Here is a 14,843-nt window from a genome sequence, read left to right on the forward strand (position 1 = left end):
AGAGAAAAGGCCTGTATCACTTTAATGGTGCTACAAGCCTTTTAATTATCTTTTCCTCATCATGAGTCTTTCTGTATTTTGTTATAAAATACTTAACTCTACATCTTAATTTTTCACACAATAAATCTTGTTCTAGCCTTTTCTTAAGTCCCATAGGTACCTCCATTAATACATTAATTATACAAATACAAGTCTTAAATATTTTGATATTCTCACCATATGATTCTTCAATCATTTCAAGAGCTCTAACCCCTTAGCAGATAAATATTCAGGTGTTGCAGGAATTAAGACACTATTACAAGTTGCCACGACATTTAATGTTATTAATCAAAGGGATGGCATACAATCAAGAAGTATGTAGTCATAGTCATCCTTAATCTCATCAATAATTGTTTTAAGAACATCTCCCCTACTCATGGTACTGACAAGGTTAATCTCAACGGCTGATAGTTCAATACTACTTGGAATAATATATACTCCTTCTTTTTCTATGATGTAATGCTCTTTTGCTGGCAGATCATTTTCAGTAATAACATCCATCATTAGATGATAAAGTATTCTATCTAATTTTTCTGGTTTTTCAACCCCAAAACAGTCTTTCATACTTGCCTGATTATCACGTTATTCTTGTTGAGTTTGAAAAAGCTGATGTCAACTTTAAAATTTCAAGTAGTAATTCAAAATCAGAAAGCATTAGAAAGGGATTAACGCAAATTCGATATTGGAAAAGATGGATCGACTCAAACAGAGACCATTTCTGGAGAACATATTGAAGTTAAGTAATGGTTACTAATCAGCTTTCTGAGCTTAATTTACTTTTTCTATAATCAAGCACTAAAAAATCTAAAAAGAGCCAATAATATGAAGATGAAATCTCATATTATTGGCTCTTTAACTACATCTTATAACAAAAAAATCAAGTAATAAATATTTGTTGTTTCATTTTACAAAATTTTGGTTATATTCATTTTTCAAAATACTCATAATGACAATGTCATGCCATTTTCCCCTACGATAAAGTGCTTGTCGAAATTTTCCCTCATGTATAAACCCCATTTTTTCATAAAGTTTTATTGCTCTTTCATTAAAAGAAAACACTTGTAAATATACTCGATGCAAATTTAATTCATTAAATGCAAATTCAAGTATTAAAGAAATAGCTGCTGTTCCAATACCTTTTCCCCACATATCTTTTACACCAATATCAATTATGCATTCAGCAGAACGGTTTTTATAATCTATATTAATTAGGGAAACAATACCGACACTTTGTCCAGTTTCTTTATATTCAATTATATAACCTTTAGCATTAGACTGAGAAGCAATTGCTGAAATATATTGTTCTGTTTCTTCTAAAGTGTACATATCAAGTTGAGGACTAGTAGTTTTCATGACCTCTATATCATTACGCCAATCATGATAAGTAATATAATCATTAGTGGACAATTTCCGTAACCTAATAATTTTATTTTCAAACATTCATACCATCCCTCTCTTAAATTAAAATATTTTCAATCATTTTATTCATTAAATTAAGTATGTCTAAAAGATTAGTGTTAGAAGAATATTGATAATATTGATGTAGCATAACCCCATCAATCATCGATATAAGCAATTCACAAAAAGAACTTACATCAATTTGCTTTTTAAATTCACCTTTCTCAATCCCTTTATTAATAAATTGTTGAATATTTTGTGAAAGTCTCTCATGTCTTTCTCGTAGATATGGAACTTCTTCAATATCATGAGAAAGAAAAAATTCTGACTTTGCACGCACTAAATTAATTTCTTTATTTTGAATGGATAAAAGTATGTCATAAATCCAGGCATTTAATTGAGGTAGTAAAGGCTCTTTTAAATTAGGAGTTAATAATTGATTGACTTGTAAAGAATCATCATATTTTAATGCAGTTATAAAAACAGAATCAATATTTTCAAAATGTGCATATAATCCGCCTCTCGATACTTTAGCCTCATTCATAATATCTTTCATTGAAGCGTTAGAATATCCTTTTTTAGAAAAAACATTTATAGCAGATTTTGCTATGTTATTTTTTCGAGTTTCTAAATATTTTTCACTTACTTGTGGCATAGAGAATCCTCCTGTATCAAAATAGACATTGTTGTCTATTTTAGTGTATAATTATAAATTCAATTTGTCAATCCTTTATTTAACAATCATTGAAGTAGTCTGAAAATAGCCACTAAAAAATCCTGAATCCACTCATTCGAATTCAGTGATTTTTCACTACCTATTTTCTATTTTCAAAGCTAAAAATCTACCCATTTCCAACGTGTTTCCATATACCCTATCATATAGCAATTCTTATTTTGATACTCCTTTTTAGGTCTTTTTCAGGGTGATTTTCACTATTTTTGCTAAAAGAATAGAAATTACAAAACTGCTGAAACACTAGTAAAATCAAGAGTTTCGACGATATAGTCACACAACTGTCTCCACATGCCTTGAGTAGATAAAAATGATGTTGTAGGAAGCTGGTGGTTCCTTGGTGTTCGAAAGATGCTGATGAATTTACTTTATTGATGCAATATAGCTTTCAATCAATTTAATTCTATCTACACGTTTTCTTCTTTTATTTGCGTTCAATTGTAGTTCTAAGGGGGGGATTCTTATATCAAACCCTTCCCAATGGATCGTTTCCAAATTTTTTTTTGCTGTTGGTCCACAATCAATTGGAATAGGAATATCTAGACTTTCAACCGGATCTGAAGCAATATCTATTCTTGCTTTTAAAAATATAACGCCAAAGTCTTTAGTTAACCATCCCCCGGTATTAACAATAGGCTCAATTAAATATTCAGCAAAAAGATTTTCAATTAAATGAATGTCTTTTGAATCAACCATAATATCAATATCATGCGGTTTTAATGGAATTCCACGAAGACAAGATGCACAACTCCCGGTTAGCCACCAATCAATATCATAACCTTCTATTTTTTGACAAAATAATTTTAAAGCATCTTCCCATGGAATTTCAGAAAAATAACCTAATTGCTTAAACATATCTACAGCAGATAATTCAAAGTTTTTTCGAACATTATCAATATACTGATAATCCACAGAAAAATCCTTGTAATAAACCCCATTTGATTCGCTGTAAAAACACATTTTAAAAATCTCTTGATACTTTAGATCAAAATTTGAAATAGAAAATCTAATTTTGCCTTCAAATTCTTCAGTAATTATCTTCATAGTTAACCTCCTAATTAATTTTAGGATAGCTCTAACAAACCTACACCATCCTTTATAATTAAAATAGCATAAAAATAATAGGTGGTGTACAAATGTAAGGTTTATTATATATTTTTCATCTCATCAATAATTAATGGAATTTCTTGAGCTGCCTTCATCAGTTTATTTAATTCATAAAGCCAATGGTCTCCAACTGAAATGAGATTATGATACTCTGGATTGTTCAGTGTGAAAGCGACTAACTCAGCGTGACCTTTATCGTACATTGATATGCTACGGTGAATTGAAGCTATACTATATCCCACCTGTAAAAGCATACATATGGCACAAATTCTTCCTAAATCATCACTCGAATAAAGTGTTTCGCCCTTTCCACCTATTCCATCTGAAACGATTAAACTGTTTCTTTCCCAATTCCGTACTGCCTCTACAGTAACCCCTAAGTATTCGGCTACTTTCTTACGTGATAGCTTGCTAATTGCTAATGCAATTCTTTTTTGGCTTATTGGATTTGCCCAATAGCGTAACATATTAGCTGCATTTTGTGCTGTCGTAATATCCTAATCAATTATTTTAATATAGGAGTGTGTATATTGTTTTGCAGTATCCCACTGCTTCTTTGCTATTGCCCACAGAATCTCATTTCCAGAATTTCTTATGCGCCTATTTGTAAAAGGATAGCCAAAGATACTCCTACATACCTTTATTTGCATAACATGAAGTTTATTAAAAACACGGTAGTTATTTTTATTTCTTTGTGCCTGCCATATAAAACCTAACTTTTCATAAAGTCTTACGGTATTTGGATGAATGTCGAACATTTTAGACAAATCACTAACATTATACTTATTTTTCTTTTTCTCCATAATTACTAGCCACTCTGTTAAAATTTATTCTTTATTCCTAATTATAAATCAGATATTTGTATGCCTATTCCAACACAATTTGACAATACATTCTACATACAATAATTATGTCATAAGTATCTGGTACCCCCTTGATGTGAATCAATTTATTTAAACAGCTATCATTCATCTATTTTATTTCTTATTCTTTGTATCTTGTTCTAATTGCAAAAATCTATCTTCAATAATTCTATATTTTCTTGAATCCTACAAGACTTATCAGTCAATTAATATCAAAAAAACATTAAATTGTTTTCCCCACCTACAAACCAAATAATTTCTAAATTATTGGAATCAAGCCATTCAAACAAATAGTTGCTATTAACAAGCGTATATCCTCTCCCATCATTCTCAACACTAGGATCTTAGAAAACTACTTCTTCATTTTGATTAAACCAAATACCATACCTTTTAGGTTTAGTGTGTAAATTAAGTTCTTTAACCAAAATAGGAGAAGGTAAATATATATTAATAGAATTAACTAATGAGCTATCATTAGCATTCTATTCCCAAGAATATTCATATGTTGGTATATGAATATCAAAACTACGACCTTCTTTTTTCCACATGTTTTTATTTTTAGTGATATCTAATCTTTCAAAATAGGGTTGCCAATGAAATTCACCATGGAAAATTTCACTCGTAAATGAAGGAGGTGCAAAAACATCTGGAGACTCTAAATGTTTTTGAGACAATATTTTGATTAATGCCCTTCTACTTCCTTTTGAAATTATCTGATAATTTAGCTAAGAGCTCATATAAAGCAATCCATTGATACTTTTTCCCAATTCTCTCTATTCTTTTATCACTATACCTACTGACAGTATCATGTGAATAAGTAGAATCAAAACTCTTAAAATATTTATTGGTCCAACCAAGTTCAATGACTTTTTCATGTACCAATCGAGCAGCTATATCAATATCAAACTGGATATGTTTTTCATTGTATAAATGATCTAATTCTTCAAATTTTAGTTTCTCTTCTTTAGAAAACATAGTAAATAACTGATTTTTAATAGCTTCTTTTTTCTTATCAATCTTTATTTCATTTTGAGAATATTCATCATATAATTTTTTATTTTCTTCTTTTAGATTGCCTATAAATATATCAAGAGGCGAATAATCTTTTTCAAGTGCTTCATCATATAGAATTGATTCTTGATTATCTAATTCTATATATTCTTCATATAATTCTTGTGCTTGTTCATTTAATTCATATAAAAAATTTTCTTGCAAAGTTGTTCCAGAAATAAAATCTTCATCGTCTATTGGTGTATTAGACCAATTTTCTACACATCTCATACTATATTTCTGAAAATCTCCAAAATCATATAGAGAATATGATAAACCATAAATCTCCTCTCTTGACAAAAGTTCTTCTTTAGTAAAAATATCATAGGGCCATTTACTATTGAATGGTGGTCTACAATCCTCTAAAATAATATCTGTACTTAATGCGTTCTGTGAGTTAGCATACTCAATGATTAATGTTGCATATTCTCTAATCATTATATTTTCAGTAGGCAATCCATCCTTAAATTCTATAATATAAACTTCTTTTGCTATATTTTGAATTAAACTTTTTCATGCAGATATACTATTGCACCAAAAATAGCAGCATATAAACGTTCAACTATATATAAATCATTTATTTGTGCATACTTTTGTAAAAAAGGAATAATAATATTAGGATGTTGAAAAAATATTTTTTATAGTATCTTCGTTGCTGTATCGCGTACATAACGATTACTTGTGCTCGTAAACCAAATCATAAGGGTTGCTAAAAGCTCTAATCGTTCTATTTCAATCATATCAAAGGAATTATTTTGAGCCCAAATTAAAATCTTTTGAACAGAAAATGAATCACCATACCACTCTGGCTCTTCAGCTATATACGTAGACCACAAACAATCCCTTTCTGCAATTAAAATATCTTTTAAAATAGATTCAAGATAGCGTACATTTAATGGATGATCTGGTTCAATTGATAGTACAATTAAAATTTATTTGCATTTTTCCCTATTTTCTTGAGAAGACCATAAGATGTATCACAAATTCCTTTTGGTGTTCTCCAAATAACAGTATCATATCCTTTTTTACTAATTCAAAGGGGATTTCGTCAACATCTTGTATGCTTAGCTCTTTATCAATTTCTTTTTCAATAATAAACTCTATATACATTTTCTTTCTTTGATTTTTGTCATATGAAAATAAAGATAAGGGAAATTCACAATTAATCATACTACTTTTTTGCTTAAGGTATTCATTATGACTACTCCATTTATATTCTAATCCTTCTTCCTTACAAGCTTTAACAGGATTCATATGGATATACCTTATAAGACTTAATAAATAACTATCTTTATCAAATACTCTTCTTTATTCTCCTTTGTTTCAAATACCCTTGAACGTATATTAGATTAATTCAACTTTTCAACCTTGACCCCTTGCACTTATGTAAATGCAAATAAAAAGGCTGGAGAAACATCCACTCCTCCAGGTGATTTGATAGTAATGGAAAGAAACTTAAATTTCTGTAGAGAGTAAAATTAAATAATGAATAAAAGGTAGGACAGAGTCGTCCCACCCTACGTATTGATCGTTAATCTCATGTTTTGTAGAGGCGAATGACTCTGTTCGTCCTAATTATTTGGCAGAAATACATAAATGTTTTCTACCAATGAAAACTGTGCGAAATAGAAACGATTCAAAATTGAAAGACACAAATCTCAGGTATTAAAACTGAGGATTATTTTTAGTTAAGTTAGCAAATTCGTGGCTTGCAGTTCCCTAAATAAGGTACTTCAATCTGAACAAGTTTTTTAGACTTAACAACTACAGTTACTTTGACAGTACAGTATATTTTGCCGAAAGATTTTGAATCGCAAGATACGTTACTTGATTGGATGCATTCACAGGTTGAATCATTAATATCACAGCATACAGCTGCACCTTCTGGAACAAAAAGAGTTATATTTTTCTCAAAACATATTACACTTTTAAAACCATCGTTATTAAAATATTTACTTGTAAAATGTACCAATACTTTTATTTGCAGTCTTACATCGGCTAAATCTGCTTGTTCATCTATTTTAGTTACATCCAATATACTACATTTAGTTTCTACAATTTCACATTGAATATCTTGATTTTCAATTAAATTGGGAATTTTAAAAGTTTTTTGTCGCTCTTCTTCAAACATACATGAGTCAAAAACTCTTGTTGTTTCAATACAGATTCTATTTGAAGGTGTTGGGCATGGAGGAATATTTGCTATTGCTATGCCAAAAGGTGTATTTCCATCGGGGATGATATCTACCACTGTATTTGTGCTTGTATCAATTACAGATACATTATCATCACCAGCGTTTGTAACATAGGCAAATCTTCCATCCGGTGTTATTGCTACGCCATAGTCGTGTGATCCAACAGGCACAGTATCGATAACTGTATTTGTGGCAATGTCTATTACAGATACATTATCATCACCAGCATTTGCAACATAAGCGAATTTTCCGTCTGGTGTTATTGCTATAATAGTTGCTACGAAACCGACAGGTATATTATCCACCATTGTTCTAGTACTTGTATCAATTACAGAAACTGTAGTAGTTAAAGGGGGCTGTTCATTATTTGAGACATAAGCAAAGCTGCCATCCGGAGTTATCGCGATGCCGTGAGGAAAAAATGTAACAGGTATGGTATCAACCACTGTATTTGAAGTAGTATCTATAACGGATACTCTACTTTCTAGTGCAATTGCAACATAAACAAAATTCCCATCTGGGGCTACTGCCACTCCAAAAGGCTCTCTGCCAACAGGGATAGTATCCACCACAGTATTAGTGCTTGTGTCAATTACAGATACATTATTGTCAAAAGAGTTTGCAACATAAGCATATCTACCATCTGGTGTTATTGCTATGCCTATGGGGTTAAAACCAACCTTAATCGTATCTACAACTGTATTTGTGCAAGTATCTATAACAGATACGAAACCATTAAGGTTTGTAACATAAGCAAATTTGCCATCTGGTGTTATTGCAATCAATACTGCATAATCATTAGGATCGGTAGTGGGTATAGGTATAGTATTTACAACAGTATTAGTACTTGTATCTATAACTGTTACTTCATTAGGGTTTACAACATAAGCCAAAGTAGGCATATTAATCACCTCCTTAAAATTTTCTCATTACAAAATATGAAGTTATATAATAATGAGTGAATAACTGTTGAGAAAATAATAGAGTGTTCGGTGTTAATAGAGACGGTTGAGTAGTAAAGTAAGCCATTGCAGTATAATAATAACTACTTATAATGTTTAAGTTTTTTGAGAATATGGATTAAGTTTTGTTTTTAAAGTTAAAATCAATTGACAAAGGGTTTCATCGGTTTTTTATTAAAGAGTAAGTGTTTAACTTGATGCATAGTATCAATAGAAGACCGTAGGTTGTTATAAATTACAGCCTACGGTCCGAGTTTATAAAAATGGATATAGAAACACCTATATATTGCCCTAAACAAGGGTCCTCACTATCAGTATAATAATCAATAATGTTCTGCATATTAATACTTCCACATACACGTATTTACGATATTATTACTCCTTCAAAAAAATTCACTACTAATTTCCAACGACTAAAGCATTTGAGTTTAAAATATTACTTTATTTATATTAGTTGATCTTTCATATAGTTCTACAACTCATCTTGAATCCATACCAAAATTACACATTGTTTTGACATATATTTCAATTAACTACGTGCCTTACTATTGTTTTACTTAGCCTTTTATAGTCTTCATTTTAACAAAAGAAACTACTTATTTAACCTATAAGAAAACCGATAAAGCCTTCTACAATATGCTTTACCGGTCAAATCAGTTTCTTACTATTTGAATTTGTAATATTTTATTATGCAATCATCATATAAGCTCAAGAATATTCATAAGCTTAATACAATCTTTATATCCTTGAAAATAAATGGTTTCCCTTTCTATCCATTCAAGCCTTCCAGTACAATCTTTATTTCTTAAAATAAATGCCCTATCTTCATCATTAAGTGATTTAAGTATTTCCCGAATCTTAATGCTTTCTTCTATATTATTTCTTACTAATTCACTATACTCTTTATCAGTTTCACGCAAATTCTTCATTACACCTTCATGGATATCACAAAATAATTCTTTTAAATGTTCTATATATCCAGTTGACATAAACTCCCCTCCTTGTAATAACTTCTTGAATTACTATCTCAAACAGGGTATAATAGATTTACCGCTATTTTAGATAGTGGTATGTAAGAAGTGGTGCAATTGCTTGATGGGCGTTCACCGCTTCTTTCTATTTTTTTTTCAAGTCGCTTTCCAACTTATTTATCCCACGCCTAATGCCTTCAGCTCTACTAACTTTATATTCATTACAATATTTATTTAGTATTTCATCACTTTTTTTATCTAGTCTTACATGAATAGGTTTACCTTTAGGATTATCAGTTGGTCTGCCTACTTTCTTAGGCACATATTCACCTCCTTGTATTTTGTAGCCCATAATTAGAATATAATATGTAGCCCAAAATGTCAATATCAAAATATTAATTTTAGTTTTAGATACAAGAAAGCCCATAAGATTATTAAAATCCTATCAGCTTTGCTTTACTTGAAAATTCGTCTAAACCCTGTATTTACAAGACTTCGAGTTATAACTATCACACCTATTATTTCTTCCTAGCCAGCAGCGAGCAACACTCCACATGCCTTGGGTAGACAAAAATGATGTTGTGGATAGCTGATATTTCCTTGGCGGAAGAATAGCCTTACAATTTCATTAATATAAAAATGGTCTATCTAACCTTTTATCATAATCATTGTTCTTGTTTAAAATTCTGTGCCAACCTAAATCGTTAAATCCTATATCACAGAAAAATTGAAATATGCATGATTTAAATTTTGTAAGCTTGTAAGGTTTCTATTTAGCCCCCTTGTTATTTTCGCAAAATAAATAGCTTTATCTGCGGTAATATATTCATGATAAAATTCGTTTAAATCCTTAAACATACATTTTCTCGGCGTCTTCCACCAACGACTCCAACAACCGACACAATGGATTACATTTATTTTAGATATATCAAAAGTATAAGTATTTTCAATTGTAATATCTGTGCACTCCTTAATAACTATAGTTTTCATATCCTACTTTACTCCTAACATATTGATTTGATCAATATAGCTAAATTTATTGTACCCTTTTTCAATAGGAAATTATAAACTTTAATTAGTAAAAAAGGAAGTATCAGTCTTAATTTCCCCGATACTTCCTTTCTTATTTTGCTATTTTAGGACTCATTGCATGACCTTCACATTCTATCCCATATAGATGACGTTCTGAAATTTCAAGGTAGTTCGCAAATTCTTTCCTAGATATTCCATATAACTCACCAAGTGCATTACCGTCTTCCCAATGTCATGCAAAAATCTTCTGTATTCCCCTTTATCAAATTTATATAAGGTGTACTTCTTCATTATCTCGCAGCCCATATTTCTATTTCTATTTTTATTGCTTCCAAACCTAAAGCATTTACATAAGCAATTGTCATAGAAGGAGGGATTTCCCCGAAAAAATCACCGTATATCTTATCGAAATACTCCCAATCAATTTCTTCTCTTGACCATATATTTACCTTTATAACATTATCCGGCTCTAAATCTACACTCTTAAGTAGATTTGATATATTTATAAATGTATTTTTTACTTGTTGATTAAACTCTTCAGGAATATTTCCACCTAAATCCGCTCCAATTTGTCCTGAAAATGTATAAAACGTTGAATTAGGTTTTATTTTTGTTATATGAGTATAATTACCTACTGCTTTGCTTATTCCTGATGAAGATAATCTCGTAACTACATTATTATTCATTCGATAACATCCTTTCTCTATTGGATAAATAATTTCTAACACTATATACTATCAACAATATACAGTTATCCACTGCTAGAAATTTATCTATCAAAAACAGAGATGGAATGCTTGTTATTTTTTATATTACTATTAATTAAAACCAATCTCATTCCGCCACCTCCTTTCAAGCAATTATATGATTGACCAAAAACTTTGTCAAGTATTCATTTGCAAAAGTGGAAAGCAGGGCAAGGTGGTACAACCTTACGATTTTGCATAAAATTCCCTTACGGGATTTTTGCCAAATCTGCTTGTTGGGGAGTATCCCTAATCCCCATTGAACACACAATAAATTGTGTGGCTACGCTCCTTTTGGGAGCTGAAAAATCATAAGCAAGATTACCTCTGCTCTTTGTGTTTTTTTTCCTTCTCCAGTATATTCTCGCCTAAAAGACGGTCAACATTTGCCTTTGCAGTCAGTATATTTTTCTTTTTGGAAAGCATTTCAGAATATTCCTTCTGTAGAGCCTTAACCGTAGGTAATTTCTTATTCTCTAAGCTATCAAAAGCCGCCTTTGCCGCTTTATGCAAAAGTAAATCGTCAGTATGTTCTTCATAGAATTTTTTAGAGTATTTCGATAGAAAGATGATAAATTTTCACTACTTTATTTTAACCCCTAGATGACTTATATTCTATATATTTTATATATGCAGTCAAATATAACTATATTTAGGGGGTTAGCTAAGTTTAAATTAGGCTTCTTGTATTTTAGCCGCATATATTATCCCAGTTAGCGAAATAAAACCTATAATAGCTAAGCTAGTCAGATTTATAGACATGGGAAATGCATACTCAATTCTAAGTGCAGTTATATCACATATTCTTAATATTGATATAATAGGCAAAACAGAAGATAGAATTGGTGACCAAATACCAATAAATGATATTAACGCATAAACGATAGTAACACATATGGATACCCAAAAACCTTTTTTACTCATAAAAGCTACAAACATAATTGGAAGTATAGCAATAAACGTTAGTATTTCTGCTCCTAAATATGTAATAAACCCTTGTAAAAACTCTTCAAAAGTTATACTTACTCCAATAAAAATACCTACAACTTTTAGAATGTATGACAATATTATAATTCCTACAATAATAATATATATATTTTTTTCCTTTAATTTTAATACACATCTGTTTATAAAACTATTGAAAATACAAAGGTACTGAATAAGTCCTTGTAATTAGATTTCCTATACAATATATCATATTGATCCACACGCTAATGTGCATATATTGTATGGTGAATCTAAAAAGGAGACTTTTTCAGCGTCTCGAAAACACTGAGTTTTATTTTTAAAAATAAACGGGTTAAAACCAACGTCTTTAATAAAAACTACAAAACTTAAGTTCATTAAATTTTCAATAGAAATCCAACAGTTAAGAACGTGTTCCCACATACCATATCATATAGCAATTCTTATTTCGATACTCCTTTTTAGGTCTTTTTCAGGGTAATTTTCACTGTTTTTGCTAAAAGAATAGAAATCGCAAACCTGCTGAAGCGCTAGTAAAATCAAGGGTTGTAACGACATAATCTTACAATTGTCTCCACGTGCCTTGAGTAGTCAATAAAGATGTCGTACAGACCCAGCAGTTCCCTAGTGGAAAATAAAAGTTCTCTTTTACCATAGAAATTTACCAAACTAAACATAGAAATATACTACAAGTAGTAAGTCTATCTAAAGTAAACATATAGTCTACTGTATAAGATAATCCTTTAAAATCAAAATCAGAAATGGAACCAGATTACTTACCATCTATCTACCAATAGATGTGTTGATATTATTTATTGATATTGCTATATAGATCTTATTCATGAAAATAAAATTTCAAAAATATTCCCATACAAATTTGTATTTATTTTTCTTCAACAAGGTTTTATGCTATTGAAGCAGAAGCTTTATTATCATTTCTACAGTCAATTAAAAAAATTGATTCATTGATCATGCTTTCATATCCAGCGTTTATTACTACTTGTTGGGCTATTCTATATTCACTCTCAGTAAAGTAGAATATAGCTATCAAACTTCCATTTGCACAATTAGCTGCTTCATATATCTCAACTTGTGTAAATACATGACTCAGTCTTGAATTACTTGCTAGTTTAAATTCGATAATATTTTGATTATGCTGGCCCATCGATACAATAAAATCGGCTTGGCCTCTTCCGTTATTTACCTCCGCATCTACTTTAAAATTAGTTCCATACCATACAAAACGAAACAACCTTTGCAAGTCATTTTCTTTTGCAATCTGTTCACCTTTAACATATAAATTTTTATATCCGTCACAATCTTCAATAATATGTTTAAAAAAGGCAAGTCTTCTTTTAGCTTCTTCTCTCGCAGGTAAGTTTTTATCAAAAGTATATTCATTTGAGATAAAGAGAGAAATCAAATTCTTTGGAGCCATTAAAAGTCTTTCTAATTGATTGTTTAATTCTTGCATACATTGTATCTTTATTTCATCGGTATTTTCTTCTTGTAGCTTAATGTAATAATCATATAGTTCTGGATACTCTTTTACAATCTCTTGAAAAGCTTCTTTTTCAATCTTCTGAATTGATCTTTCTCTAATAGCTTGCCGATTTTTTTTCTGATTTTCTTCATATCGTCGCACAGCTTGCATAATATAGTTATTTACATATGCCCTCAAACTATCATTTTCAATAGAAGCACGGATACGTTCATGACTTTTATAAAAGTCATCTCTATTTATTGATGGTTCATCCTCCCTCAGAATATCAAAAGGGGTTAATAAAACATATTCAACTTGCCCTTTTTCATTATATACGAATGGAAGTGTATACTCCTTACTTACAAAACTTTCTGTTTCATAATTGAAATAAGATTTGTCGACAGGAATTATACAGCATAAATCAGGACTTATATATTCTTTTGCAAATTCTTCTGTATATTCGCAAAGGAATCTTTTTATAAGATTCACAGTTAAGTCACTAATTTTATCTTTTCCGCTTCCTTCGTAAAGTAACATTGCTTTTTCAATATGTTGACTTCTGGATATTCCATTTGTACTAAGTGCAAACTCAATATTATCATATAGGAATTTAGCAAATTTATGTCCTAAAGCCAATCCTTTATTTCCAACCATAGAATAACCCAACCAATTATTAGGGACCTCGCTAAAGTTAAACCACGCATCTATTTCTTTAGTAGATAACCCTGCCTTTGATTTCATATATAAAAAATGGAAATACCGTATGATTTCCTGATGTAAAGATTGATATTCGGGCTTATTACTATTAAAAATTAGCATAGGATCAATAAACAAAGGAATATCACACACTAACGAAATATCTACTGCTCCATAAGTTTTTATTAAGTCTGAATCTACTTGAAAATATTCTGAAAAAAACATATAAAATGGGAATGTATAAAGTTTTGTGTAAATGGTCAATAATTCCAATAATAAGGAATAAAAAGGAGATGACTATTTATGCAAAACTTTAATAATTTAACGGTAAAAGAGTTAGCACAAAATTGTAAAACAGTAGATGAAATACAAGAAGCTATTAAGATAATATTTAGAGAAACAATACAGGAAGCCTTAGAAGGAGAGCTTGAGCATCATCTTGGTTATAGTAAAAATGATCCTAATGGTAATAATTCAGGTAACAGTAGGAATGGATATAGCAAAAAGGTTATTCAAACGAATTTTGGTAAAACTGATTTGAAGGTTCCAAGGGATAGAAACGGAGAATTCGAACCTAAGATTATTGAAAAGTATGAAAGAAC

At 30.2% G+C, this 14,843-nt stretch carries 19 protein-coding genes and 1 pseudogene; 1 reads left to right on the forward strand and 19 read right to left on the reverse strand.

Going from position 1 to position 14,843, the window contains the following annotated elements; all coding sequences use genetic code 11:
- Positions 1-16: 16 nt before the first annotated feature.
- The 19 genes and pseudogenes from B5X81_RS20145 to B5X81_RS20230 all read right to left on the reverse strand — a co-directional run bounded on the left by B5X81_RS20145 (position 17) and on the right by B5X81_RS20230 (position 14,286).
- Entirely contained in the window at positions 17-235 is a 219-nt protein-coding gene (locus B5X81_RS20145) for a hypothetical protein (protein WP_079494323.1), read from the reverse strand.
- Between the two features lie 92 nt (positions 236-327).
- Positions 328-606: pseudogene (locus B5X81_RS20150) on the reverse strand (AAA family ATPase); the annotation flags it as partial.
- 333 nt (positions 607-939) lie between these two features.
- Positions 940-1,479 (reverse strand): GNAT family N-acetyltransferase, encoded by a 540-nt coding sequence (locus tag B5X81_RS20155; RefSeq protein ID WP_079494326.1) that lies wholly within the window; start codon positions 1,477-1,479, stop codon positions 940-942.
- 16 nt (positions 1,480-1,495) lie between these two features.
- On the reverse strand, positions 1,496-2,092 hold the full coding sequence (locus B5X81_RS20160; protein ID WP_079494328.1) for a TetR/AcrR family transcriptional regulator: 597 nt from the start codon (positions 2,090-2,092) through the stop codon (positions 1,496-1,498).
- A gap of 441 nt (positions 2,093-2,533) precedes the next feature.
- Positions 2,534-3,214, reverse strand: coding sequence for a nucleotidyltransferase domain-containing protein (locus B5X81_RS20165; protein ID WP_208985105.1), 681 nt, complete (start codon positions 3,212-3,214; stop codon positions 2,534-2,536).
- A gap of 104 nt (positions 3,215-3,318) precedes the next feature.
- Positions 3,319-3,744, reverse strand: a complete 426-nt coding sequence (locus B5X81_RS28210) for a helix-turn-helix domain-containing protein (RefSeq protein ID WP_244282171.1) — start codon at positions 3,742-3,744, stop codon at positions 3,319-3,321.
- 30 nt (positions 3,745-3,774) lie between these two features.
- Complete coding sequence (locus B5X81_RS28215) at positions 3,775-4,080, reverse strand: MerR family DNA-binding transcriptional regulator (RefSeq protein ID WP_244282172.1); 306 nt, start codon at positions 4,078-4,080, stop codon at positions 3,775-3,777.
- Positions 4,081-4,622: 542 nt separating this feature from the next.
- Positions 4,623-4,814, reverse strand: a complete 192-nt coding sequence (locus tag B5X81_RS27910) for a hypothetical protein (RefSeq protein WP_079494329.1) — start codon at positions 4,812-4,814, stop codon at positions 4,623-4,625.
- Positions 4,815-4,833: 19 nt separating this feature from the next.
- Positions 4,834-5,628, reverse strand: a complete 795-nt coding sequence (locus B5X81_RS20180) for a hypothetical protein (protein ID WP_139380405.1) — start codon at positions 5,626-5,628, stop codon at positions 4,834-4,836.
- 200 nt (positions 5,629-5,828) lie between these two features.
- Positions 5,829-6,026, reverse strand: a complete 198-nt coding sequence (locus B5X81_RS20185) for a hypothetical protein (protein ID WP_079494332.1) — start codon at positions 6,024-6,026, stop codon at positions 5,829-5,831.
- A 112-nt stretch (positions 6,027-6,138) separates the two neighbouring features.
- Positions 6,139-6,444: a hypothetical protein gene (locus tag B5X81_RS20190; RefSeq protein WP_079494334.1), complete on the reverse strand. Its 306-nt coding sequence runs from the start codon at positions 6,442-6,444 to the stop codon at positions 6,139-6,141.
- A gap of 439 nt (positions 6,445-6,883) precedes the next feature.
- Positions 6,884-8,287, reverse strand: a complete 1,404-nt coding sequence (locus B5X81_RS20195) for a cytochrome D1 domain-containing protein (protein WP_079494335.1) — start codon at positions 8,285-8,287, stop codon at positions 6,884-6,886.
- A gap of 758 nt (positions 8,288-9,045) precedes the next feature.
- Positions 9,046-9,336: a hypothetical protein gene (locus B5X81_RS20200; protein ID WP_079492815.1), complete on the reverse strand. Its 291-nt coding sequence runs from the start codon at positions 9,334-9,336 to the stop codon at positions 9,046-9,048.
- Positions 9,337-9,463: 127 nt separating this feature from the next.
- Positions 9,464-9,640: a ribbon-helix-helix domain-containing protein gene (locus tag B5X81_RS20205; protein ID WP_244282173.1), complete on the reverse strand. Its 177-nt coding sequence runs from the start codon at positions 9,638-9,640 to the stop codon at positions 9,464-9,466.
- Between the two features lie 389 nt (positions 9,641-10,029).
- Positions 10,030-10,308 carry a hypothetical protein gene (locus B5X81_RS20210; protein ID WP_079494337.1) on the reverse strand — a complete coding sequence of 93 codons (279 nt, stop codon included), beginning with the start codon at positions 10,306-10,308 and terminating at the stop codon, positions 10,030-10,032.
- 332 nt (positions 10,309-10,640) lie between these two features.
- Positions 10,641-11,036, reverse strand: a complete 396-nt coding sequence (locus B5X81_RS20215; RefSeq protein ID WP_079494338.1) for a RidA family protein — start codon at positions 11,034-11,036, stop codon at positions 10,641-10,643.
- A gap of 381 nt (positions 11,037-11,417) precedes the next feature.
- Positions 11,418-11,609, reverse strand: a complete 192-nt coding sequence (locus tag B5X81_RS20220; protein ID WP_208985106.1) for a hypothetical protein — start codon at positions 11,607-11,609, stop codon at positions 11,418-11,420.
- A 162-nt stretch (positions 11,610-11,771) separates the two neighbouring features.
- Positions 11,772-12,161 (reverse strand): ABC transporter permease, encoded by a 390-nt coding sequence (locus B5X81_RS20225; protein ID WP_079494340.1) that lies wholly within the window; start codon positions 12,159-12,161, stop codon positions 11,772-11,774.
- An 805-nt stretch (positions 12,162-12,966) separates the two neighbouring features.
- On the reverse strand, positions 12,967-14,286 hold the full coding sequence (locus B5X81_RS20230; RefSeq protein WP_244282174.1) for a hypothetical protein: 1,320 nt from the start codon (positions 14,284-14,286) through the stop codon (positions 12,967-12,969).
- A gap of 258 nt (positions 14,287-14,544) precedes the next feature.
- On the opposite strand from B5X81_RS20230, the gene B5X81_RS20235 reads away from it, so the two are divergent.
- Positions 14,545-14,843: transposase (locus tag B5X81_RS20235; protein ID WP_170917515.1), on the forward strand; the 299-nt coding region annotated here is incomplete at its 3' end.

It is taken from the genome of Maledivibacter halophilus (assembly GCF_900167445.1).
Taxonomy (GTDB): Bacteria; Bacillota; Clostridia; order Peptostreptococcales; family Caminicellaceae; genus Maledivibacter; species Maledivibacter halophilus.

Bases quoted from the DNA above. Each gene is read 5' to 3' on its own strand.
- B5X81_RS20145 (WP_079494323.1), bottom strand. From the start codon at position 235: ATGATTGAAGAATCATATGGTGAGAATATCAAAATATTTAAGACTTGT.
- B5X81_RS20155 (WP_079494326.1), bottom strand. From the start codon at position 1,479: ATGTTTGAAAATAAAATTATTAGGTTACGGAAATTGTCCACTAATGAT.
- B5X81_RS20160 (WP_079494328.1), bottom strand. From the start codon at position 2,092: ATGCCACAAGTAAGTGAAAAATATTTAGAAACTCGAAAAAATAACATA.
- B5X81_RS20165 (WP_208985105.1), bottom strand. From the start codon at position 3,214: ATGAAGATAATTACTGAAGAATTTGAAGGCAAAATTAGATTTTCTATT.
- B5X81_RS28210 (WP_244282171.1), bottom strand. From the start codon at position 3,744: ATGTTACGCTATTGGGCAAATCCAATAAGCCAAAAAAGAATTGCATTA.
- B5X81_RS28215 (WP_244282172.1), bottom strand. From the start codon at position 4,080: ATGGAGAAAAAGAAAAATAAGTATAATGTTAGTGATTTGTCTAAAATG.
- B5X81_RS20180 (WP_139380405.1), bottom strand. From the start codon at position 5,628: ATGATTAGAGAATATGCAACATTAATCATTGAGTATGCTAACTCACAG.
- B5X81_RS20190 (WP_079494334.1), bottom strand. From the start codon at position 6,444: ATGAATCCTGTTAAAGCTTGTAAGGAAGAAGGATTAGAATATAAATGG.
- B5X81_RS20195 (WP_079494335.1), bottom strand. From the start codon at position 8,287: ATGCCTACTTTGGCTTATGTTGTAAACCCTAATGAAGTAACAGTTATA.
- B5X81_RS20200 (WP_079492815.1), bottom strand. From the start codon at position 9,336: ATGTCAACTGGATATATAGAACATTTAAAAGAATTATTTTGTGATATC.
- B5X81_RS20210 (WP_079494337.1), bottom strand. From the start codon at position 10,308: ATGAAAACTATAGTTATTAAGGAGTGCACAGATATTACAATTGAAAAT.
- B5X81_RS20215 (WP_079494338.1), bottom strand. From the start codon at position 11,036: ATGAATAATAATGTAGTTACGAGATTATCTTCATCAGGAATAAGCAAA.
- B5X81_RS20230 (WP_244282174.1), bottom strand. From the start codon at position 14,286: ATGAAATCAAAGGCAGGGTTATCTACTAAAGAAATAGATGCGTGGTTT.